Source organism: Kitasatospora sp. NPDC006697 (genome assembly GCF_042869935.1).
GTDB lineage: Bacteria > Actinomycetota > Actinomycetes > Streptomycetales > Streptomycetaceae > Kitasatospora.
Genome location: NZ_JBIAGU010000028.1, coordinates 1 through 21,686 on the forward strand (window position 1 = coordinate 1; position 21,686 = coordinate 21,686).

General features: G+C 72.0%; 20 protein-coding genes and 1 riboswitch. Of the genes, 9 read left to right on the plus strand and 11 right to left on the minus strand.

The genetic code is table 11. The features are described from left to right. Positions 1-303 precede the first annotated feature (303 nt). Complete coding sequence (locus ACFYNO_RS30445; RefSeq protein WP_388019746.1) at positions 304-1,281, plus strand: hypothetical protein; 978 nt, start codon at positions 304-306, stop codon at positions 1,279-1,281. A gap of 29 nt (positions 1,282-1,310) precedes the next feature. Here the strand turns inward: ACFYNO_RS30445 and ACFYNO_RS30450 are convergent, their stop codons facing one another. Genes ACFYNO_RS30450 through ACFYNO_RS30460 form a run of 3 tightly spaced genes read right to left on the minus strand, consistent with a single transcriptional unit; the run spans position 1,311 to position 4,551 of the window. Continuing rightward, positions 1,311-2,390, minus strand: coding sequence for a threonine aldolase family protein (locus tag ACFYNO_RS30450; protein WP_388019749.1), 1,080 nt, complete (start codon positions 2,388-2,390; stop codon positions 1,311-1,313). Further along, complete coding sequence (locus tag ACFYNO_RS30455; protein WP_388019752.1) at positions 2,387-3,139, minus strand: SDR family oxidoreductase; 753 nt, start codon at positions 3,137-3,139, stop codon at positions 2,387-2,389. The genes ACFYNO_RS30450 and ACFYNO_RS30455 overlap by 4 nt, the downstream gene beginning before the upstream one ends. Then, positions 3,136-4,551 (minus strand): DUF6421 family protein, encoded by a 1,416-nt coding sequence (locus tag ACFYNO_RS30460; RefSeq protein WP_388019755.1) that lies wholly within the window; start codon positions 4,549-4,551, stop codon positions 3,136-3,138. The genes ACFYNO_RS30455 and ACFYNO_RS30460 overlap by 4 nt, the downstream gene beginning before the upstream one ends. Positions 4,552-4,899: 348 nt before the next feature. On the opposite strand from ACFYNO_RS30460, the gene ACFYNO_RS30465 reads away from it, so the two are divergent. Both ACFYNO_RS30465 and ACFYNO_RS30470 read left to right on the plus strand, forming a co-directional pair. Next, entirely contained in the window at positions 4,900-5,457 is a 558-nt protein-coding gene (locus ACFYNO_RS30465) for a DUF5134 domain-containing protein (protein WP_388019758.1), read from the plus strand. A gap of 114 nt (positions 5,458-5,571) precedes the next feature. Then, positions 5,572-6,528: a M56 family metallopeptidase gene (locus ACFYNO_RS30470; protein ID WP_388019761.1), complete on the plus strand. Its 957-nt coding sequence runs from the start codon at positions 5,572-5,574 to the stop codon at positions 6,526-6,528. 23 nt (positions 6,529-6,551) lie between these two features. Here ACFYNO_RS30470 and ACFYNO_RS30475 read toward each other — a convergent pair whose 3' ends face one another. Then, positions 6,552-6,965, minus strand: coding sequence for a MarR family winged helix-turn-helix transcriptional regulator (locus ACFYNO_RS30475; protein WP_388019764.1), 414 nt, complete (start codon positions 6,963-6,965; stop codon positions 6,552-6,554). 87 nt (positions 6,966-7,052) lie between these two features. Here ACFYNO_RS30475 and ACFYNO_RS30480 point away from each other — a divergent pair, with 87 nt between their 5' ends. Continuing rightward, positions 7,053-8,579 carry an MFS transporter gene (locus ACFYNO_RS30480; RefSeq protein ID WP_388019767.1) on the plus strand — a complete coding sequence of 509 codons (1,527 nt, stop codon included), beginning with the start codon at positions 7,053-7,055 and terminating at the stop codon, positions 8,577-8,579. 211 nt (positions 8,580-8,790) lie between these two features. Continuing rightward, the gene (locus ACFYNO_RS30485) at positions 8,791-9,426 is read left to right on the plus strand and encodes a TetR/AcrR family transcriptional regulator (RefSeq protein ID WP_388019770.1); all 636 of its coding nucleotides are present in this window, start codon (positions 8,791-8,793) and stop codon (positions 9,424-9,426) included. 12 nt (positions 9,427-9,438) lie between these two features. Here the strand turns inward: ACFYNO_RS30485 and ACFYNO_RS30490 are convergent, their stop codons facing one another. Further along, positions 9,439-10,311 carry a helix-turn-helix domain-containing protein gene (locus ACFYNO_RS30490; RefSeq protein ID WP_388019773.1) on the minus strand — a complete coding sequence of 291 codons (873 nt, stop codon included), beginning with the start codon at positions 10,309-10,311 and terminating at the stop codon, positions 9,439-9,441. 384 nt (positions 10,312-10,695) lie between these two features. Between ACFYNO_RS30490 and ACFYNO_RS30495 the strand changes: the two genes are divergently transcribed. Next, on the plus strand, positions 10,696-11,250 hold the full coding sequence (locus ACFYNO_RS30495) for an ATP-binding protein (protein WP_388019776.1): 555 nt from the start codon (positions 10,696-10,698) through the stop codon (positions 11,248-11,250). A 251-nt stretch (positions 11,251-11,501) separates the two neighbouring features. Here ACFYNO_RS30495 and ACFYNO_RS30500 read toward each other — a convergent pair whose 3' ends face one another. Next, positions 11,502-11,738: a DUF397 domain-containing protein gene (locus ACFYNO_RS30500; protein WP_388019779.1), complete on the minus strand. Its 237-nt coding sequence runs from the start codon at positions 11,736-11,738 to the stop codon at positions 11,502-11,504. Between the two features lie 471 nt (positions 11,739-12,209). Here ACFYNO_RS30500 and ACFYNO_RS30505 point away from each other — a divergent pair, with 471 nt between their 5' ends. The 3 genes from ACFYNO_RS30505 to ACFYNO_RS30515 all read left to right on the plus strand — a co-directional run bounded on the left by ACFYNO_RS30505 (position 12,210) and on the right by ACFYNO_RS30515 (position 15,473). Continuing rightward, positions 12,210-13,199 carry a hypothetical protein gene (locus ACFYNO_RS30505; RefSeq protein WP_388019782.1) on the plus strand — a complete coding sequence of 330 codons (990 nt, stop codon included), beginning with the start codon at positions 12,210-12,212 and terminating at the stop codon, positions 13,197-13,199. A 534-nt stretch (positions 13,200-13,733) separates the two neighbouring features. After that, a riboswitch (cyclic di-AMP (ydaO/yuaA leader) is annotated at positions 13,734-13,877 on the plus strand. Between the two features lie 7 nt (positions 13,878-13,884). Continuing rightward, entirely contained in the window at positions 13,885-15,099 is a 1,215-nt protein-coding gene (locus ACFYNO_RS30510; protein ID WP_388019785.1) for a transglycosylase family protein, read from the plus strand. A gap of 173 nt (positions 15,100-15,272) precedes the next feature. Beyond that, complete coding sequence (locus ACFYNO_RS30515) at positions 15,273-15,473, plus strand: hypothetical protein (RefSeq protein ID WP_388019788.1); 201 nt, start codon at positions 15,273-15,275, stop codon at positions 15,471-15,473. A 79-nt stretch (positions 15,474-15,552) separates the two neighbouring features. On the opposite strand, the gene ACFYNO_RS30520 is transcribed toward ACFYNO_RS30515, so the two are convergent. The 5 genes from ACFYNO_RS30520 to ACFYNO_RS30540 are packed head-to-tail and all read right to left on the minus strand — an operon-like array spanning position 15,553 to position 21,526. Continuing rightward, positions 15,553-16,599 (minus strand): LacI family DNA-binding transcriptional regulator, encoded by a 1,047-nt coding sequence (locus ACFYNO_RS30520; protein ID WP_388019790.1) that lies wholly within the window; start codon positions 16,597-16,599, stop codon positions 15,553-15,555. 1 nt (position 16,600) lies between these two features. Beyond that, positions 16,601-18,301, minus strand: a complete 1,701-nt coding sequence (locus tag ACFYNO_RS30525) for a glycoside hydrolase family 13 protein (protein ID WP_388020021.1) — start codon at positions 18,299-18,301, stop codon at positions 16,601-16,603. A gap of 57 nt (positions 18,302-18,358) precedes the next feature. Next, on the minus strand, positions 18,359-19,189 hold the full coding sequence (locus ACFYNO_RS30530; protein WP_388019793.1) for a sugar ABC transporter permease: 831 nt from the start codon (positions 19,187-19,189) through the stop codon (positions 18,359-18,361). Between the two features lie 2 nt (positions 19,190-19,191). Then, on the minus strand, positions 19,192-20,214 hold the full coding sequence (locus tag ACFYNO_RS30535; RefSeq protein ID WP_388019796.1) for a carbohydrate ABC transporter permease: 1,023 nt from the start codon (positions 20,212-20,214) through the stop codon (positions 19,192-19,194). Between the two features lie 13 nt (positions 20,215-20,227). Beyond that, entirely contained in the window at positions 20,228-21,526 is a 1,299-nt protein-coding gene (locus ACFYNO_RS30540) for an extracellular solute-binding protein (RefSeq protein WP_388019799.1), read from the minus strand. Between the last annotated feature and the right edge of the window lie 160 nt (positions 21,527-21,686).

Genomic DNA, 21,686 nt, shown 5'->3' on the forward strand with positions numbered 1-21,686 from the left:
CCCCGATCACAATGACCGAGGCCGGGGATGTCAACATATCTGGCGTTGACTTTTGGCACGCTGTTGAGTTCTCAAGGAACGGACACTTCCTTCGATCCCGCTCTCGCGTTCTCTCCGGGCGCTTCGTTCTTACTTCGCAGAGCTTATCAGACTCGTTTCGCTCCGTTTTACCGGAGTTTCTTCTTCCGACTCGCTCCGTCGCCCCTCTCGCGGCGACTCCGGAACTGTACGGGTAGCCGGCCGCGACAGGCAAATCGGCTCTCGGGCATTCTGATCGGCAGTCAGCGGGAGGGGTCGGAACTCGTGAGCATGACAGAACAACTGGTCGAGGCCTGCCGGGATCTCCCGGTGAGGGTCGACGTCTTTCCGGTCGGCGCAGAAGCGCCGAAGCGCGTCGCCGTCCTGTTGCCCGGCGGCGGGCTGAACGCCAGGGCCTCGTTCGCGGTGGCCCGGGGGCGCAGCCTGGTGGAGGTTCTCGCCGGCCGCGGGTACCTCCCCGTCGGCATCACCCCGCGCGAGGACGCCCAGGACCCGAGCGGGGCCGCCGGCTGGGGTCTGGCCGCCCACCGTGCCGATGCCGAGCGGGTGCTCGCCGGGATCGAGCGTGTGGTCGGCCTCCCCTACGACCTGCTCGGCCACTCCGCCGGCGCGGCGCTCGCCCTCGACCTGGCGGCGCAGCCGGGCTGCGCCGCCCGCCGGGTGCTGGTCCTGGACACCACCGGTCCGTACGACCCGGCGACCGAGCCGCAGCTCGCCGAGCGGGCCGGGCGGCTCTGCACGCAGTTCCAGCAGCTGCTCGCCGCGGGTGAGCGGGTGCTCGACCCGGGTCTCAAGGCGGCCTTCGCCGCCGGGGCGGGGAATCCGGAGGTCCTTGCCCAGCTGGAGTACGCGCTGACCAGGACCGCCGAGCTGCCCGGTCCGGCGAACTGGATCTACCACCGGGGCCACAGCGCCGGCGGCGAGGCCCTGGACCTGGAGGTCTGGGCCCGGGCGATGGCGGCGCTGGGCAGCGGGGTCCAGCCGGTGGCGCTGCTGCGCGACCTGGCGGCGCTCTGGGGCGGCCGCTCCGAGGTGTACCGGATCGACTGGGCGGCGATCCGCGCCGAGGTGCGCTGGGTCAACGCCGAGCTGGGCCGCGGCGACCACGACCTGGCGCCCCGGCTGATCCGGGCCGGCGGGGCCCGGGTGGACTACCGGGTGGTGCCTGGCCTCGGCCACGGCGACGTGGTCTGGTCGCCACTGGCCGAGAACGCGGTCTGGCCGCTGCTCCTCGGGGAGTAGCAGCGGCCAGGACCACGGGGACGCGGGGGTCAGCCCGCCGTCTGCTCCGCCATCTCCTCGGCGATCGCCTTGGCGAACGCGTCGATGTCCTCCTCCGTGGTGTCGAAGGCGGTCATCCAGCGCACCTCGCCGGTCTGCTCGTTCCAGAAGTAGAAGCGGTAGCGCTTCTGCAGCCGCTCGCTGACCTCCCGGGGCAGCACCGCGAAGACCGCGTTGGCCTGCACCGGGCGGACCACGGTGATGCCGGGGATCTCCCGCACGGCGGTCTCCAGGCGCTGGGCCATCGCGTTGGCGTGCCCGGCGTTGCGCAGCCAGAGGTCGCCGGTGAGCAGCGCCTCGAACTGCACCGAGACGAAGCGCATCTTCGAGGCGAGCTGCATCGACATCTTGCGCAGGTACTTGATGTTGCGGACCCGCTCGGGGTTGAGCACCAGCACGACCTCGCCGAGCAGCAGGCCGTTCTTGGTGCCGCCGAAGGAGAGCACGTCGACGCCGGCGTCGGTGGTGAACTCCCGGAACGGGCGGCCGAGCGAGGCGGCGGCGTTGGCCAGCCGGGAGCCGTCCAGGTGCACGAACATGCCGCGCTCGTGGGCGTGCTCGCAGATCGCCCGGATCTCCTCGGCGGTGTAGAGGGTGCCGAGCTCGGTGCTCTGGGTGATGGAGACGGCGAGCGGGGCGGCCCGGTGCTCGTCGTCCCAGCCGTAGGCCTGCCGGTCGATCAGCTCGGGGGTGAGCTTGCCGTCCGGCGTGGGCACGGTGAGCAGCTTGATGCCCGCGACCTTCTCGGGCGCCCCGCACTCGTCCACGTTGATGTGGGCGCTCTCCGCGGCGATCACCGCGCCCCAGCGGGGCAGCAGCGCCTGCAGCGCGACCACGTTGGCGCCGGTGCCGTTGAAGACCGGGTAGGCCTCGGCGCGCTCGCCGAAGTGGCGGCGGAAGACGGTCTGCAGGTGCTCGGTGTACTGGTCCTCGCCGTAGGCGACCTGGTGGCCGCCGTTGGCGAGCGCGATGGCTGCCAGGACCTCGGGGTGGACACCGGCGTAGTTGTCACTGGCGAACCCGCGCACGGCGGGGTCGTGGTGGCGCACCGCGTCGGTGGTGGTGCTCATCGGGCTGTCAGCCACAGGTGCTGTCCATTCAGTTCTGCTGCGGGGCGGGACCAGAGGTCCGCCAGGTGGTCGGCCAGGTCGGCGGTCTCGGTGTAGCCGGTGAACTTGGCCTCCGGCTTCTCGGCCCGCATCTCCGGGGAGAGCAGGGCCTTGATGACCAGGATGACGGCCGCCGCGGTCGGGGTGCCCTCGGGGTCGGTGGTCTCCTTGCGGAAGGAGTCCGCCATGGCGAGGGCCCAGGCCTCGGTGGCGGCCTTGGCGGCCGCGTAGGCGGCGCCGCCCGCGGTGGGCTTGTGCGCGGCGGCCGCGCCGATCATCGCGAACCGGCCGGCCTCGCTGCGCAGCAGGGCGGGCTGGAAGGCGAGCGAGGTGTGCTGCAGGGTGCGCACCACGGTGTCGTGCAGGAAGTCCCAGTCGTCGATCCGGGAGTCGTGGAAGGTCTTGCTGCCGCGCCAGCCGCCGACCAGGTGGAGCAGGCCGTCGACCCGGCCGTGCTCGGCCTCCAGGTGGTCGGCCCAGTCGTGCACCTCCTGCGGGTCGAGCAGGTCGATCACCTGGCCGCTGATCTTCGCGCCGGGGACGGCGGCGGCGACCGAGGCCACGGCGGCGTCCAGGCGCTGCTGGTCGATGTCGGCGCCGATCACGGTGGCGCCGCCGGCGGCGAGCCGGCGCAGGGTGGCGCGTCCGGCCGGGCCGCTGGCGCCGGCGACCGCGATGACCTTGCCGTGGAGTCCGAGGGTGGTGCTCACGCGGCGACCTCCTGGATGCCGGCACCGGTGATGCCGGTGGTGGCGGCGATGACGCCGCGCAGCTTCTTGGACAGGGCCTCGTAGAACATGCTCAGCGGGAACTCGTCGGGGTGGACGGCATCGCAGAGCGCCTTGTTGAGCGCCCGGGCGTCGGTGGTGTCCAGCGGCAGCGCCTCGGGGCCCTTGGCCCAGGTGGAGGCGGGGTGCGGGGTGAGGTAGCGGGCGACCAGCTGGTAGGCGGCGATCCAGTGCGCGGTCTTGGGGCGGTCGATGCCGGCCCGGTAGAGCTGCTCGATCTCGGCGCAGAGCGCGTTGGTGACCTCGGCGGCCCGGTCCCAGTCGATGGTCAGGCGGTTGTCGCGCCAGCGCAGCGCGTCGTGCTGGTGCAGGTAGGCGAAGAGCAGCTGGCCGCCCATGCCGTCGTAGTTGCGGACCCGGCCGCCGGTGACCGGGAAGCGGAAGAGGCGGTCGAAGAGGATCGCGTACTGCACGTCGCGGCCCTGGGAGTAGCCCTCGGCCTCCAGCCGGACGGCCTCCTTGAAGGCCGTCAGGTCGCAGCGCAGCTCCTCCAGGCCGTACATCCAGAACGGGCTGCGCTGCTTGATCATGAAGGGGTCGAAGGGCAGGTCACCGTGGCTGTGGGTGCGGTCGTGCACCAGGTCCCAGAGCACGAAGGTCTGCTGGGCGCGGTCCTGGTCGGCGATCAGCTCGGCGGCGTCGGCCGGGATCTCGAGGCCCAGCTGCTGGACGGCGGAGCCGGAGACGGCGCGGAACCGGGCGGCCTCGCGGTCGCAGAAGATGCCGCCCCAGGTGAACCGCTCGGGGGCCTTGCGGACGGCGACGGTCTCCGGGAAGAGCACGGCGGAGTTGGTGTCGTAGCCGGCCGTGAAGTCGGTGAAGGTGATCGGCACGAACATCGGGTTGTCGAAGCGGGTGCGCTCCAGCTCGGCCAGCCAGTCGGGCCAGACGACGGTCAGCAGCACGGCCTCCAGGTTGCGGTCCGGGTTGCCGTTCTGCGTGTACATCGGGAAGACGACCAGGTGCGGCAGGCCGTCGACGCGGTCGGCGGCGGGCTGGAAGGCCAGCAGCGAGTCCAGGAAGTCGGGCTCGCGGTAGCCGGTGTCGGCCCACTTGCGCAGGTCCGCCTGGAGGGCCTCGAGGTAGGCGGCGTCGTGCGGGAAGTACGGCGCCAGCTCCTGGACGGACTCCAGCACGGTGGCGACCAGCGGGTCGACCGTGCCGCGCTGGACGGCGTTGAGGTCGATCGAGCCGTCCTTGTCCTGCAGCGGGCGCAGGGTCTCGACGGCCCCCTTGAGGCGCAGCCAGGCGGGGTGGTCGGCGAGGGCCGGTCCGGGGAGGCCGGTAGCGGGAAGGTCGGCCGCCGCAGCGAGCTTCGACGAAAGATTCTGCATAGGAGACCTGCTTCGACAGAAGTTATTGAGTCAAGAACACGATAAAGACGAAAGGTTCTCCTGTTCAAGGGGGGGTACGAAAGAGAATCTGCGGGCTGCTCGCAGCTGCGCGCAAACCCTTGCGGCGGCGCCGGTTTGGGCGGATCGGTCGGTTCGAGCCTCCCGGGCGCCACGGTCCGCCGCCACCCGGGCACCGCCGGTCGGCGCTGCCCCGGCGTGCGCCCGTGACCCCGCCGAGCTGCGCACTTCCATGCGCCCCCGTGCGCGCCCTGCTGTCAGGGCGTCGCTCCGGGTGATCGTGGACGGGCCCGGACTGCCCGGGCGACGCCAGCGGCCGGGGGAGCCACGATGCACGGACCAGCCGTCCTGAGCGTGCTGCTGGTGCTGCTCACCGGCGCCACCGGCACGCTCTGTCTGCTGCGGCTGCGCGGCGCCCGGCCGGCCGGAGCGGGCGCGCCCCGGCACGGCTCGCGCGGCTCGGACGCGGCGGAGGCCGCGATGGGCCTGGGCACGGCCGTGATGATCACGCTCGGGGACCGGCTGCCCACCCCGCTCTGGGTGGTGCTCTTCGGGCTGCTCGGGGCCGGCTCGCTGGTCGCGGCCGCCGGACCGGGCGGGGGGCGGCTGCGGGCACACCGGCTGCACCACGCGGTGGGGTCGGCGGCGATGGTCTACATGGCGCTGGCGATGCACGGCCCGGACCGGCACCCGGGGATGGCGATGCCGACGGGGCTGCCGGTCCTCACCGGTCTGCTGCTGCTCTACTTCGGCTGCTACGCGCTCTGGTCGGGCAGCCGGCTGCTGACCGCCGCCGGGCCGCCTGCGGGACCGGCCCGCGGGCCGGTCCCGCAGGCCTGCCGACTCGCCATGGGCGTGGGCATGTTCGCGATGCTGCTGGCGCTCTGACGCCCGCACGTGCTCTTGGTCACGGCGGCCGCCGGGTGGTTCTCCCCGGGCCCGGCGAGGACCTAGATTGACCGCAGCGTAATGTCGCGCCTTCCCCCGGGGGGACCTGCTGCCATGACGGCCCTGCTCGGCCTGCTCCTGCTCGGTGCGCTGTTCGCCACCGCCGGACCGCTCCTGCTGGCGCGGGCCCGCTGGGCCGAGCGAGAACCGGTGCTGGCCCTGCTGGTCTGGCAGTGCCTGGTGGTCGCGGTGCTGCTCTGCTGCCTGCTGAGCCTGCTGATCTCGCTCTCCGCTGCTCTGCCCGCGGTGCGCGGACTGCTCTTCAGCGGCGCGCCGACCGGGGTGGAGGCGGCCTACGGACTGGCGGGCGGCGAGGGCTGGGGCCGGCTCTGCGCGGCGCTGCTGGCCGCGGGCGGGCTCTGGACGGCGGTCTCGCTGGTCCGGGAGTTCCGCTCGGCGCGCGCCCAGCGGGACCATCTGCACCGCGAACTCGCACACCGGGCTCCGGAGTTGCCGGCCGGGATGGGTGACGCGCCGGCCCGCCGGGAGCGCCTGGTGGTGCTGGAGAGCGTCCGCCCGGAGGCCTGGTCGGTGCCCGGGGCGCAGTCCCGGCTGGTGGTCACCACCGGCGCGCTGAGCCGGCTGACCGACCGCGAGCTCGCCGCCCTGCTGAGCCACGAGCAGGGCCACGTCCGGGCCCGGCACCACTGGCTCTCGCAGTTCTCCCAGGCGCTGGCGGCGGGCTTCCCCCGGGTCGGGGTCTTCACCGCCTTCCGGGAGCAGGTCGGCGAGCTGGTGGAGCTGGCCGCCGACGACCGGGCGGCCCGCCGGCACGGCCGGATGACCACGGCGCACGCGATGGTGGAGATCAACGCCGGGCGCGGGGTCTTCGGACCGGGCGGACTGCCGCCGGGGCAGGCAGCGCAGGCGCCGCGCCGGGTGGACCGGCTGCTGGCCGGCGAGCCGCGGCTGCCCGTCTCCGGGCGGCTGCGGCTGACCCTGCTGGCTCTGGCGGCGCCGGCCGCGGCGCTGCTGCTGGCGGTGGCGCCGGGGCTGGGCGCGCTGCGCTAGCTAGCGCGCCCGGGGGACGGCCCTCAGGCGCCGGCCGGAGGCTCCGTCAACGTCCGCTCCAGGACCTCGCGGTGGAGCGGGCGGGCCTCCTGGTAGCGCTGGTGGCCGTACTCCGAGAGCAGCACGAAGACGCCGCGCCGGTCCTCGGGGCACATGTGGCGCTCGACCAGGCCGGTCTTCTCCAGCCGGCCGATCAGCCGGGAGAGCGCGCTCTGGCTCAGGTGCACCTTCTCGGCCAGCTCCTGCACGCGCAGCTGCCCACCGCCCGACTCGTCCTCGGCCAGGCGCTCCAGCACCTCGAACTCGCTCATGCCCAGGCCGCAGTGCTCGCCCAGCTCGCGGTCCAGGGCGCAGGCCGTCGCCGCGTGGCGGGCCAGCAGGGCGCGCCACTCGGTCACCAGATCGGCCGGTTGGGCCGGGTCAACGTCGGAAGACACGGGCGCATCCTAGCAGATGCACATGAACAAATTGCAGCCGCATTAAATTCGCTTGCACTGGATGCACGTGCATGTAGTCTCCTCTCCATGACGACCACCAACCACGGATCACCCGGCAAGCAGGCAACACCCGCTGACGCTCCGTCGACCGCCGAGCAATGGAGCCCCCGCCTCTGGGGGACCCTGATCGTGCTCTGCGCCGCCCTCTTCCTGGACGCGTTGGACGTCTCCATGGTCGGTGTCGCCCTGCCCTCGATCGGCTCCGACCTGAAGCTCTCCACCTCGACCCTGCAGTGGGTGGTCTCCGGCTACGTGCTCGGCTACGGCGGGTTGCTGCTGCTCGGCGGCCGCGCGGCCGACCTGCTCGGCCGCCGCCGGGTCTTCCTGGCCGCGCTGGGCGTCTTCGCCGCCGCCTCGCTGCTCGGTGGCGTGCTGGACGACGGCGGGCTGCTGATCGGCGCCCGCTTCCTGAAGGGGGCCGCCGCCGCCTTCACCGCCCCGGCGGCGCTCTCCATCATCACCACCACCTTCCCCGAGGGCCCGGCGCGCAACAAGGCGCTGTCGATCTTCACCACCTGCGGCGCCAGCGGCTACTCGCTGGGCCTGGTGCTCAGCGGCCTGCTCACCTCGGTGGGCTGGCGCTGGACCTTCCTGATGCCGGTCCCGGTCGCGGTGGTCGCGCTGGTCTTCGCCCTGCGGGTGCTCCCCCGCCAGGCCCACCAGCGCGGCGCCGGCGGCTACGACGTGCTCGGTGCGATCACCGGCACCGCGGCGCTGCTGCTGCTGGTCTTCACGGTCACCGAGGCGCAGCAGGTCGGCTGGGCCTCCGCGCGCACCATCGGCTCGCTGGTCGCCGTCGCCGTGCTGCTGACCGCCTTCCTGCTGATCGAGCAGCGCACCGCACACCCGCTGGTCCGGCTCGGCATCTTCCGCAACGGCAGCGTGGCCCGGGCCAATCTGACGGCCTTCCTGCTGATGGGCTCCTACGCGGGCTTCCAGTTCGTGGTCGCCCTCTACCTGCAGCAGACCCTGCACTGGTCGGCCCTGAAGATGGGCTTCGCGCTGCTGCCGGCCGGCGCGCTGGTGGCGCTGTCCGCGACCAAGATGGGCGCCATCGTGGACCGCTTCGGCACCGGGCGGCTGCTGCCGCTGGGCAGCCTGGCGATGGCCCTGGGCTATCTGCTCTTCCTGCGGCTGGGCGCGCACAGCGGCTTCCTCGGCCTGGTGCTGCCGACCATGGTGCTGCTCGGCATCGGCTTCGCGCTCTTCTACCCCTCGGCCAACATCGCCGCCACCAACGGCGTGGCCGACGAGGAGCAGGGCCTGGCCTCCGGCCTGGTCAACACCGCGATGCAGATCGGCAACGCCCTGGTGCTCGCCGTGACCACGGCGGTGCTGACGGCGGGCAGCAACGGCGGCACCAGCACCTCGGCCCAGCTCACCGGCTACCGGGACGCGGTGCTGCTGGTCACCGGCGTGGCCCTGGTCGGCCTGCTCGTGACGGCGGCCGGTGCCCTGCTGGACCGCCGCAGGACCGAGGTGCTGCGCTCCGTGCCGGACTACGATTACCGCCGGGCCGCGGACTCCGAGGCGGCCCCGCGGGAACGGGTCTGATGACGGGTCTGACCTAGCACCTCCGGAACACCACGCCCACCGGATCGGCGCCCATGCCGCTCCGGTGGGCGCCGGTCTCACCAGTCCCCCGTTCTGGTGAGTCCGGCGCCGGATCCGTACGGGCCCGCGCTCGCCTTCGCCTCGGGCGCCGAGCCGGCCACCTGGACAAAGTATATTGGCCCAGGACCAACCAACGTACGGAGCTGACACGATGGCACCTCGCGGGGAATCGGTCAACGAGGAGATGCGGCTGCGCTCCCGTCGGCGGCTGATGCGGGCCACCGTCGAGCTGGTCGACCAGCACGGTTACGCCGCGACCACGCTCGCCGACATCGCCGAGCGCGCGGGCCTCGCCCGCGGGCTGGTCTCGTACTACTTCGACGGCAAACGACTCCTGATGCAGTCGGCCACCCACCGCCTGATGCACCTGGAACTCGCGGCCGCGCTGGGCGCGTTGGCGCCTTCCGCCGGGCCCGAGGAGCGACTGGCCGCGGCGATCGACCAGGTGCTGCGCACGGCGCTGGACCACCCCCGGGTGATGCGCTCGCACCTGGCGCTGATCCTCGACCCGGACGTCGGCGGTTTCGTGCAGGACCCGGAGCAGCAGCAGCTGGGCGCGATCCTGCGCGAGGTGCTGGCGGACTGGGGCGCGGCGGATCCGGTGGCCGAGCACGCGGTGCTGCGCAGCGCGCTGATGGGCGGCTGCATCGGCGTGCTGCTGCCGGGGGCACAGACCCCTCTGCCGCCGATCCGCGCCGACCTGTTCTCCCGTTACGGGCTGCCCTGGGAGCTGGGCCGGCCCCCGCAGCCGGAGAGCTCGGCGCGGCTGGAGGCCGGGCAGCCCTGAGGCCGCCGGGGCTCAGCCCTCGCTCTCGGTCAGGATGGTGTTGAGCAGGTCGACGGTGCGCTCCGGGGTGAGGCTGTCCACGCAGAGCCGTTCCATCACCTGCACGTAGGCGTCCACGTCGTCCCGCTTGTCCAGGTAGAGCGCGCTGGTCAGCTGCTCCAGGTAGACCACGTCGGCGAGGTCCTGCTCCGGGAAGCGCAGGATGCTGAAGGCGCCGCTCTCGCCGGCGTGCGCGCCGAACCGGAACGGCATCACCTGGATCACCACGTTGGGCTGCTCGGCCACGTCGATCAGGTACTGCAGCTGACCGCGCATCACCTTGGGGCCGCCGACCGGGCGGCGCAGCGCCGCCTCGTCGATCACCGCCCAGAGCCGCGGGCCCTGACCCTCCGTCAGCAGTGCCTGCCGGCGCAGCCGGAGGCCGACCAGCCGGTCGATCTCCTCCTCGCTGAGCACTGGTCGGCTCTGCGCGAAGACGGCCCGGGCGTAGGACTCGGACTGCAGCAGGCCGGGGATGAACTGCACCTCGTAGGTGCGGATCAGCGAGGCGGCCTCCTCCAGTCCGACGTAGGTCTGGAACCAGCCCGGCAGGACGTCGCTGAAGCTGTGCCACCAGCCGGACTTGTTGGCCTCCCGGACCAGGCCGAGCAGCGACTCGCGCTCCCCGCCGTCGGTCACGCCGTAGAGCGTGAGCAGGTCGGCGACGTCGCGCTCCTTGAAGCTGACCCGCCCCAGTTCCATCCGGCTGATCTTGGACTCGGAGGCCCGGATCGCGTAGCCCGCGTCCTCGCGGGTGACACCGCGTGCCTCGCGCAGCCGGCGCAGCTGGGAGCCCAGGAGGATCCGGCGCACCATCGAACCGCCGCCGGGCTGCACTGTGGTCATGCCTTGGGAACCTCCGCCTCAGGAAATCAGCGCACAGTCTGCCATCATCCGGCCGCTCAGCGTGCCTGTACCAGTACAAGGATCTACCAATTTTGCATCAGCACGTCCATCGGCACATCCATCGGCACGTTCCGATGCACGTGCATCCGGCTCCTGCATATGCCAATGATGCGACTGCACGTGAATCGACTCTTGCATCCGCCGTGAGCACAGAGCACGATGGTGCACGTGCAGTTGCACGCCCCCTGTGACAGTCCCGCAGGCTCCTCTGTCGACCCCTTGTACGTGGTCGGGAGGTTGGCGAAGCGGCCGAGCGAGTCGGAGGTGACCGGCATGACCCCGCCGGGTCCAGCCGTGTCCGCCCCCTTATGGGAGGAGCTCTTCATGGGCACCGGTACGGCCCTGGCCGTCGATCCTGACGTGGTGACGTGCACCCTCGCACCCCGCTATGACGCGGTGAAGACTGCTCGCGACTTCGCAAGAACCTCCTTGCAGGACTGGGGTCTCAGCGATCTGTTCGACGATGTCGCGCTGGTGGCCTCCGAGTTGGTGACCAACGCACTGCGGCACGCGATCGGACAGCCGAGCGCGGCGGATCTGCCGGGACGTCAGCCGTTCCCGGTGCAGGCCGGCCCTGCAGACGGCCGGATATCGCTGCCGATCCGGATCAGCCTGGTCCACCGCGGTCCCCAACTGGTCTGCGCGGTCAGCGATCCGAGCAGCGAGGGCCCGGTCACCAGGGAGGCCGACTTCGTCGCCGAGTCCGGCCGGGGTCTGCACCTGGTGGACTCGTTCAGCAAGTCCTGGGGCTGGCACCCGCTGGCCTCCGGCACCGGCAAGGTGGTCTGGGCGCTCTTCCAGGCCGACGAGTCCTCCTGCGCCCAGGCCGCGGTGGTGCTGGACGGCACCGTGAGCGGGCGGCACCGCCGCTCCGCCTGATCGCAGCAGCAGTACTCCCCCCGAACGTGCACCGAACGCCGCGCGGCCGCGCGGCGTTTCGCCGTTTCCGGGCCCGGGCGGGGACGCGGATGCGGGCGGGAGCGCGAAAGGGCACGGGGACGGCGGCGGGGACGGCGGCGAGCGGCCCCCGGCAGCACAGAGCCGCCATGGGGACCCTTCCCCCGGCGGCTCTCCGTGCACCTGCGACCGCCCGGTGCAGCAGGCGGCTTGACGGCTCATCACCCCGACGGTCAGGCCACCAGGTGGTCGAACTCGCCGTCCTTGGCGCCCAGCAGCATCGCCTCGATCTCGTCCCGGGTGTAGATGAGGGCCGGCCCGTCCGGGAAGCGCGAGTTGCGCATCGCGACGGCGCCGCCCGGCAGTGCGGCGAACTCCACGCAGTTCCCCTTGGAGTTGCTGTGCCGGCTCTTCTGCCAGACCACGCCATCGAGGTCGGTTGCCGGCATGCCGTTGTACGTGTGGTGCATCGGTTTCTCCCAAGAGCTGGAGTGCTCATAGCGCTCGGCGCCCGACCGCTCCGGCCGCCGGCCGCCTCCGGCTCGTACGGGCAGGGCGAATGCCTTACTTGTCGTGATGATAACGCTAATGCACGTGCATCGGCATGCGATTTTGCGCGTGCACGGAGTCACACCTGCGGTGACAAATCATGGCCAATCCGACAGATTCCATCGGACAGAACCGGACATTTGAGGGTGGATCAGGCCGCGATCCGTCACCCCGTGTGGAGAGGACGCCACCGAGGGCCTGACCGGTTCAGTCATTGACAGCGCGGAATGACGATCAGTTTCGCAGCCGATTCCTCACTCTCCGTCACCTTGGGGACGACTGGCGCGGGTTCCGTGTGGACGTGGTCCACGAATCGGTGCAGTTCCGGGCCACTGCCGCCGACCGGCAGCCGGATGAGGAGTGATCGCGCGCATGTCCTACGATGCTGCGCCATGAGCACTGCAGCCATCCCGGGCGCACCACTGCCCGTCCGCACGCCAGGCTCCCGGGCACGGGGGCGCCACCGTCGGCCCGAGCGGCCCGAGGTCCCGACCGGCGCGCCCGCACTGGTCCTGGCCGTGCCGGGCCCGGCGACGCCGGAGTCGGTCGCGGTGGTCGAGGAGCTGATCTCGATGGTCCGCGGCGAGCAGCCCGGCATCGAGGTGCTGGCCGGCTGGCTGACCGGCGCCGAGCCGGACCAGCAGCAGGACCAGCAGCAGGACCAGGACCGGCAGGACGGCCGGGGCCCGCTGCCGGTGCCGACCGTGGCCCAGCTGCTGCACGCCGCGGCCGAGGCGGGCGTGCCCGTCCCGGTGCTGCTGCCGCTGCTGGCCGGCCCGCACCCGGCGCTGGCCGAGCTGCACCACCTGGCCGAGCAGGCCGGGGCGACGGTGACCGACGTGCTCGGCCCGCACCCGCTGCTGGCCGAGGCCGTGCACGTGCGGCTCTCCGAGGCCGGCCTGGCCCGGGCCGACCGGGCCCGGCTGTTCGCCATCGCCACCGCGGCCGACGGCGTGGTGCTGACCACGGCCGGCGGTGAGGAGGGTGCCGCCGCGGCCGGGATCACCGGCGTGCTGCTGGCCGCCCGGCTGGCCGTGCCGGTGGTGGCGGCCGCGCTGGACGTGCCCGGCTCGGTGGCCGGCGCCGTGGACCACCTGCGGGCCACCGGCTCGCAGCGGCCCGCGCTGGCGCCGCTGGTGCTCGGCCCCGAGGTGGACGCGGAGCTGCTGCTGACCGCCTCCGAGGAGACCGGCTGCCCGAGCGCGGCCCCGGTCGGCGCCTACCCGACGGTGGCTCAGCTGGTCGGCTCGGCGTACCTGTCGGTGCTGCCGCCGCTGCTGGCGGCCGCAGAGGAGGCCGCCCAGGCCGCTGCCGAGGCCGCCCAGGCCGCCGACCCGGCCGAGCAGGCCCGGGAAGCCGCGGAGGCGGCCCTGGAGGGCTGATCCCCCCCCCCGACGCCCCAGAACCCCGTGAGGCCCCGCTCCGCACCCGGAGCGGGGCCTCACGCCGTTCCCCGCACCCTCGGCAGCCCCTCGGCAGCCCGGCGCCGCTCCCGCCGCACCGCCGCGGGCTAGCGGCAGACGTCTGATGGATGAACAGCAGGTGCAAAACGGACATATGGCTGCGGGTTGACGATTGGTCTCGAATTGGTAACTCGGGCGCGCCGCGACCCGCCGCCGCCCGCCCCCGTCCCGAGATCCGGGCCGCGGCCGGCCGCGCGGCGCCCCGCCGTTTTGAACACCGCATCAGCCTGAAACCCAGGCAATTCCGGTACGGAGCAGCCGAGTTCCCCGGCCCCCAGCCGACGGCCCCTCAGCTGGTAGCACACTTCGATCTTGAAGAGCCGGTGAAGACGCTGTGACCCTGCTCACAGCTGTTTGCGGATTCAACTTATCTCTGTCTAACGTGCTCCCCGTTCGTGGTCACACGGACCCAGCGGGCCGGACGCCGAGTCCTGCCACCGGCACCGCTGGCGGTGCGAAAACGCGACCACGGCAGGAGCGGGGGAACCAGGTAAGCCGCCCCGGGAGACCGGGGCTAGGGGTGAAGCCGCGCAGTGCGCGGCCGGGCAACTCCAGCCCGAATCCGACAGCTCACCTCGCAGGCGTAGGAGAGGAACGCGTCTTCATGCTGCCCACGACTGGCACGAACCGTCCGTCCCGCACCGCCAAGCGCGCGATCGCCGCCACCGGCCTCCTGGGCCTCGGCCTGGCCCTGCCGTGCATCACCGCCACCACCGCCTCCGCCGCCCCGGTCTCGGTCTGGGACAAGGTCGCTGCCTGCGAGAGCACCAACGACTGGTCCATCAACACCGGCAACGGCTTCTACGGCGGCCTGCAGTTCACCTCCTCGACCTGGGCGGCCTACGGCGGCACGCAGTACGCCTCGCAGGCCAACCTGGCCACCAAGGACCAGCAGATCGCCGTCGCCGAGAAGGTGCTCGCCGACCAGGGCCCCGGTGCCTGGCCGGTCTGCTCCATCCAGGCGGGCCTGACCGCGGGCGGCGCCCCGGCCCAGGTCGACCCGAGCGGCTCCGCGCAGCAGTCCGCCCCTGCCCAGCAGGCGGCCCCGGCGCAGCAGGCCCAGCCCCAGACCCAGCAGTCGCAGTCCGCGCAGGGCGGCGACCAGGGCCGGGCCGAGCGCCACAGCCACCACCGCGGCGCCTCCCAGGACGCCACCGCGGCCGCGCAGACCACCACCCAGAGCTACACCGTGGCGGCCGGCGACTGGCTCTCCACCATCGCCCAGAGCCACCACGTGGACGGCGGCTGGCAGAAGCTCTACGACCTCAACAAGTCGGTGCTGACCGAGGGCCCGAACGTCATCTACCCGGGTGAGAAGCTGACCCTGGGCACCACGACGGTCGCCGCCCCGGCCCAGCAGAGCGACGACAGCTCGGACAGCACCCCGGCCCCGGCCCAGTCCGCGCCGGTCACCACCGCCTCGGTGCGGACCGCCTCGGCCTCCTCCCAGACCGCCACCGGCTCGATGGCCGCCGCCATCAACTTCGCCGAGTCCAAGGTCGGCCAGGCCTACGTCTGGGGCGGCAGCAGCAACGGCGGCTGGGACTGCTCCGGCCTGACCCAGGCGGCGCTGGCCCAGGCCGGCATCTCCATCCCCCGGGTCGCCGCCGACCAGGCCGCCGCCACCACCCCGGTCTCGCTGAACAACCTGCAGCCGGGCGACCTGCTCTTCTGGTCGAACAACGGCTCCGACTCCGGCGTCTACCACGTGGGTCTGTACGTGGGCAACGGCCAGTACGTCGAGGCCGCCAACCCGAGCGCGGGCGTGAAGTTCGAGACCATCTCCAACTACACCCCGGACTTCGCCGGCCGGGTCTGACCCGACCGGTCCACGGACCAGGTGGCCGGCGGCTGGTGTCCGACAGCCGCCGGCCGACGGGCGGAAGGCCGCTCCCCGTTCGGGGGGCGGCCTTCCGCCGTCACCGGGCATCCCCGGTTTCCGTCGGGCACTCCTGGGGTCATGCTGGGATCTTCAGCCCCCGAGGAGAGCCCATGCCCAAGGTCACCGTCAGCCTGGACGCCGATCTGGCCATCGACGTGATGATGCTCAGCGGCGCCGCCAACCCGCAGGACGCGGTCGAGCTGATCGTCCGCGACTACCTCGCCCGCAGCCGCCGCACCGAGGCACGCACCGGCGAGCCCGACGACTCCGGCCGGCTGCAGCGCGAGCGCCGGCCGGAGACGGACGGCTGAGCCGCCCGGCCGCAGCACGGCAACGCCGGTGCCCGCCGCTCCGCGAGGGAGCGGCGGGCACCGGCGTACGGACCGACCGTCAGCGCGTCCGGGCGGCCCCGGTGGAGCCGCGCATCACCAGCTCGGGCTGGAACATGAACTCGGTGCGCTGCGGGCTCTCGCCGCCGACCTCCTCCAGCAGGGCGTCGACGGCGGCGGTGGCCATCGCCTCGACCGGCTGGCGGATGGTGGTGAGCGGGGGCTCGGTGAAGGCGATCAGCGGCGAGTCGTCGAAGCCGACCACCGAGACGTCGCCGGGCACGCTCAGCCCGCGCTGCCGCACCGCCCGGATCGCGCCCAGCGCCATCAGGTCGCTGCCGCAGACGATGGCGGTGCAGCCGCGGTCCAGCAGCACGCCGGCCGCCGAGTGGCCGCCCTCCACGCTGAACAGGGTGGAGTGGACCAGTTCGTCGGCCTCCGCCGCGCCGGTGCCGAGCACCGACTGCATGGCGGCCGTGAAGCCCTCGATCTTGCGCTGCACCGGCACGTAGCGCCGCTGGCCGACCGCCAGCCCGATCTTCTCGTGGCCGAGCTCGGCCAGGTGCTGCACGGCCATCCACATCGCGGCCCGGTCGTCCGGCGAGATGAACGGCGCGGCGATCCGCTCGCTGTAGCCGTTGATCAGCACGAACGGCACCTGGCGCCCGGTCAGCTTGGCGTACCGGTCGTGGTCGGCGGCGGTGTCGGCGTGCAGGCCGGAGACGAAGACGATGCCCGCGACCTGGCGGTCCACCAGCATCTCGACCAGTTCGTCCTCGGTCGAGCCGCCGGGGGTCTGGGTGCAGAGCACCGGCGTGTAGCCGTGCCGGCTGAGCACCTGCTCGATCACCTGGGCCAGCGCCGGGAAGATCGGGTTGCTCAGCTCCGGGGTGATCAGCCCGATCAGCCCGGCGCTGCGCTGGCGCAGCCTGGTCGGCCGCTCGTAACCGAGCACGTCGAGGGCGGCCAGCACGGTCTGCCGGGTGGTCGCCGAGACGCCCGCCTTGCCGTTGAGCACCCGGCTGACGGTGGCCTCGCTGACCCCTGCCTGAGCGGCGATGTCCGAGAGTCGCGCGGTAGTCACGATCCCAGAGCCTATTGCAACCATGTCACACCGCCCACCAGCTGGTGCTGTCCGGTGCCAGCAGACCCGGCTGCTGCTCCCCCGCGGAGCCGAGCAGCAGGGCGCCGTCGACCGCGAACTCCACCGGCTCGGCCGTGGTGTTGACGGTGCAGAGGAAGTCGTCGCGGCGGAAGGCCAGCACCCCGGGGGGCGTCTCCAGCCACTCCACGGCGTCGCCGGCGCCGAGCGCCGGGTGCTGCCGGCGCACGGCCAGCGCGCTGCGGTAGAGCTCCAGGGTGGAGTCCGGGTCGCCGGTCTGCGCGGCGACGCTGAGGCCGGCCCACTCGGCGGGCTGCGGCAGCCAGCTGGGGCCGCCCTCGGCCGGGCCGAAGCCGTAGGGGGCGGCGGTGCCGGACCACGGGATCGGCACCCGGCAGCCGTCGCGGAAGCCGTCCTGGCCGCTGGCCCGGAAGTACGAGGGGTCCTGGCGGACCTCATCGGGCAGGTCGGTGACGTCCGGCAGGCCCAGTTCCTCGCCCTGGTAGAGGTAGGCGGAGCCGGGCAGCGCCAGCATCAGCAGGGTGGCGGCGCGGGCCCGGCGCAGGCCGAGCGCGCGGTCGCCGGGCTCGCGCAGCTGGGTGCCGCCGGGCGGGTTGGCGAACCGGGTGGCGTGCCGGGTGACGTCGTGGTTGGAGAGCACCCAGGTGGTGGGGGCGTCCACCGGGCGCATCGCGTCCAGCGACTCGTCGATCACCCGGCGCAGCGCGTCGGCGTCCCAGTAGGTGCCCAGGTACTGGAAGTTGAAGGCCTGGTGCATCTCGTCGGGGCGCACGTAGTTGGCGGTGCGCTGGACGGTGGGGGTCCAGGCCTCGGCGACCAGCACCCGCTGGCCGGGGTACTCGTCGAGGATCCGGCGCCAGGCGCGGTAGATCTCGTGCACGCCGTCCTGGTCGAAGAACGGCATCACGTCGTTGCCGAGCAGCTTGAGCTGGTCGTGGGCGCCGAGGTCGGGCAGGCCGGCGGCCTTGACCAGGCCGTGGGCGACGTCGACCCGGAAGCCGTCCACACCCATGTCCAGCCAGAACCGCAGGATCGAGCGGAACTCGTCGGCGACGGCCGGGCTCTCCCAGTTGAAGTCGGGCTGCTCGGGGGCGAACAGGTGCAGGTACCACTCGCCCGGGGTGCCGTCCGGGTTCGCGGTCCGGGTCCAGGCCGGCCCGCCGAAGATGGACTCCCAGTCGTTGGGCGGCAGTTCGCCGTCCGCGCCGTTGCCGGGGCGGAAGTGGTAGCGGTCCCGCAGCGGGGAGCCGGGGCCCTCGCGCAGCGCCCGCTGGAACCACTCGTGCTGGTCCGAGGAGTGGTTGGGCACCAGGTCCACGATGATCCGCAGGCCCAGCGCGTGGGCCTCCCGGATCAGCGCGTCGGCGTCCAGCAGGGTGCCGAACATCGGGTCCACCGCGCGGTAGTCGGCCACGTCGTAGCCGGCGTCGGCCTGCGGGGAGGCGTAGAACGGGGAGAGCCAGACCGCGTCCACCCCGAGGTCGCGCAGGTGGGGCAGGCGGGCGCGGATGCCGGGCAGGTCGCCCATGCCGTCGCCGTTGGCGTCGGCGAAACTGCGCGGGTAGACCTGGTAGATGACCGCGTCCCGCCACCAGCCTCTGGACTCGCCGGCCGCCGGGGTGCCGGCCGGGGCGGGGGCGGGCCGGCCGGCGTCGGCCGTGCCGGGGGTGGTGGCAGCCTGGGTCATGGGGGCCTGGGTCATGGAGGCATATCCCTTGGGGACGTAGGTGAGCGCTGGGGGTGGCTACTTGACGGAGCCGGCGGTCTGACCGGCCACCAGGTGGCGCTGGACCAGGACGAAGACGACGGCCGCGGGGATCGCGATCAGCACCGAGGCGGTGGCCATCATCGACCAGTTCTGGGTGTACTGGTTGACGAAGGTCTGCAGGCCCCCGGCGAGGGTCATCTTGTCCAGCCCGGTCATGAACTGCGAGGCGTAGGCGACCTCGCCCCAGGCGGTGATGAAGGAGTAGAAGGCGGTGACCGCCAGGCCCGGCCGGGCCAGCGGCAGCACCAGCCGCCAGAAGGTCCCGAAGGGGTTGAGCCCGTCGATCCGTCCGGCCTCGTCGATCTCGGTCGGGATGGTGTCGAAGTAGCCCTTCATCGTCCAGGCGCAGAACGGCACCGCGATGGTCAGGTAGGTGAGGATCAGGCCGAGCGGCTGGTTGAGCAACTGCAGCTTGGCCAGCAGCTGGTAGAGCGGCACGATCAGGATCGCCACCGGGAACATCTGGGTGATCAGCAGGGTCCACATCACCGGCCGCATGCCGGGGAACCGGAACCGGCTGACCGCGTAGCCGGTGGTGGCGGCCAGGAAGACGCCGATCACCGTGGTGAAGCCGGCCACCAGCACCGAGTTGCCGAACCAGGTGAGGAACTTGGTGTGGCTGATCAGGTCGCCGTAGGCGGCCAGGGTGGGGTGGTCGAAGAACCTGGTGCTGGTCTCGTGGCCGGCCGGCTTCAGCGAGGTCAGGAAGATCCACAGCACCGGGAAGACCGACACCAGGGAGGCCAGCGCGAGGGCGCCGTGCAGCGCCGCCGAGGCCCCGGGGGACCGCTTCTTGCTCTGTGCCATGGTCACCACACCTCGCCTTGCTTGCGCAGCGCCCGGCGGTAGACGACCGCGAACACCGCGAGGATCAGCAGGATGATCACTCCCCAGGCGGCCGACTCGCCGAACTGCCGCATCCCGGTGAACGCCTCGTTGTAGGCGTAGGTGACGAGCAGTTGGGTGGTGTCGCCGGGCCCGCCGTTGGTCAGCAGGAAGATCACCGGGAACATGTTGAAGGTCCAGATCGTGCTGAGCAGGACCACGGTACTGCTGACGGGACGCAGGGCCGGCAGCGTGATGTACCAGAACTTCTGCCACGGGCTGGCGCCGTCCATCTCGGCCGCCTCGTAGAGCTCGGCGGGGATGGACTGGAGTCCGCCGAGGATCGCGACCATGACGAACGGGAAGCCGAGCCAGATGTTGACGATGACCACCGAGATCTGGGCCATCGTCGGGTCGTTGAGCCAGTCGAAGGTGGGCAGGCCCATCGCCTGGAGCGCGTGGTTCAGGAAGCCGCGGTCGTTGTTCATGATGAACCGCCAGCTGAACGTGGAGACGAACGCCGGCACCGCCCAGGGCAGGATCAGCATGGTGCGGTAGAGGCCGCGGAACCGGACCTGCCGGTTCAGCAGCATCGCCAGCGCCAGGCCGACCAGGAAGGAGACCGCCACGCAGCTGACCGTCCAGGTGACGGTCCAACCGAGCCGGGCCCAGAACGTGGTGTGGGCGCCGAACAGGATGTCGGTGTAGTTGCCCAGCCCCACGCTCTTGTAGCTGGCCGGGATGTGCAGGAACTGGCCGATCTGCTTCTCGGTGTTCTTGTCGTTGGCGTTGGTGGTGGAGAGGTAGATCCCCTGCGCCAACGGATAGCCGACCAGCACCAGGATGACGATGACGACCGGCGCCACCAGTGTCCAGGCGTACCAGTGCTTGCTCAGGGCCAGGCGCAAGCGCCCAGCCGTGCCGGCCGCGCGCCGCGGGCCGCGGGCGGGGAGGTTCCCGCCCGCGGCCGGGGCGCCGGGCCGACTGGTGGTGTCCACGGCAGCCATGCCCGTCTTTTCCTTACTTCCAGCCGAGGTTCTTGCGGTAGGCGTCGCCCGCGTTCTTGACCGCGGTCTGCGGGCTCTCCTTGCCGGAGAGCATCGCGGTGTACTCGGTCACGAGCGGGGCGAACAGCGTGCCGCCCTCGGGGATCCAGGGGCGCTGGTGCGCCTTGTCGATGGCGTCCTTGAAGAACTTGACCTCGTCCATCGAGGCCACGTCCGGCTGGGCCCAGACCGACTTGCGGGTGGGCAGCGCGCCGGTGCCCTGGAGGATCTTCGTCTGGGCCTCGGGCGAGGACATGTACTGGACGAAGATCTCCGAGGCGGAGACGTTCTTGCTGCCGGCGTAGACCGCGTAGGACTGGCCGCCCTGCGGGGCGCCCTGGCCGGCGCTGCCGGCCGGGACCACGGCGATGCCGAGGTTGGACTTGTCGGCGAAGGCGCCGCCGCCCTGGTTGATGGTGGCCAGCGACCAGGGGCCGTTGATCATCATCGCCACGTTGCCGGACTGGAAGTCCGACATCATGTTGGTCCAGCCGTCGGTGACCGAGGTCTTGGCGGCGCCGGAGTCCACCAGGTCCTTCATGGTGGTGAAGGCCTTGACGCCGGCCGCGTTGTCGATGGTGACGGTCTTGCTGGAGGCGTCCACCAGGTCGCCGCCCTCGCCGTAGAGGAACGAGAGGGTCCAGTAGGCGTCGTCGCCGCGCAGGTAGAAGCCGGTCTTGCCGAGCTTCTGCTTGATCTGGGCGCTGTCGGCCTTCAGCTCGTCCACGCTGGCCGGCGGGTTGGTGATGCCGGCGTCGGCGAACATCTTCTTGTTGTAGAAGAGCGCCATGGTGTCGGTGACCTGCGGGACGGCGTAGGTCTTGCCGTCGTACTTGGTGGCGGCGACCGGGTTCGGCAGGTAGTCGTCCGGGTTGACCAGGGCCGGGGTGCCGTCGAGCGGCTGCAGGTAGTGGTCGGCGGCCAGCTCGGGGGTCCAGGCGACCTCGGAACGGATCACGTCGGGGGCGTCGGCGCCGGTGGAGAAGGCGTTCTTCACCTTGTTCTGCGCGTCGGCGAACGGCACGTTGACGTAGTTGACCTTGATGTTCGGGTACTTCGCCTGGAAGTCCGCGATCACGGCCTGGTAGGTCGGGGCCTCGGCCTTGGCGTCCGAGGTGTCCCAGTAGGTCACGGTGCCGCTGACCTTGGACGGGTCCACCGAGGCGCCGGCCGCGGGGGCGTTGGTGCTGCTGCCCGAGCCACTGCTGCCGCAGGCTGCGAGAGTCACGGCAAGGGCCGCAACGAGACTGGAGGCCGCGATGCCACGCCGCATGAGAACTCCTAGGTGAAAACGGTGGGGGTGGGTGCCCGATCCGGGAGCTGGAGGGGCGATACTGGCCCCGCGGCACCTACCGCACTGGCGCCGGCACCGGGCTTGGGCAGGAACGTAACAGGGCTGAAAGCCCGGCTGAAAGGTCTTGCAGCAAGTTTCT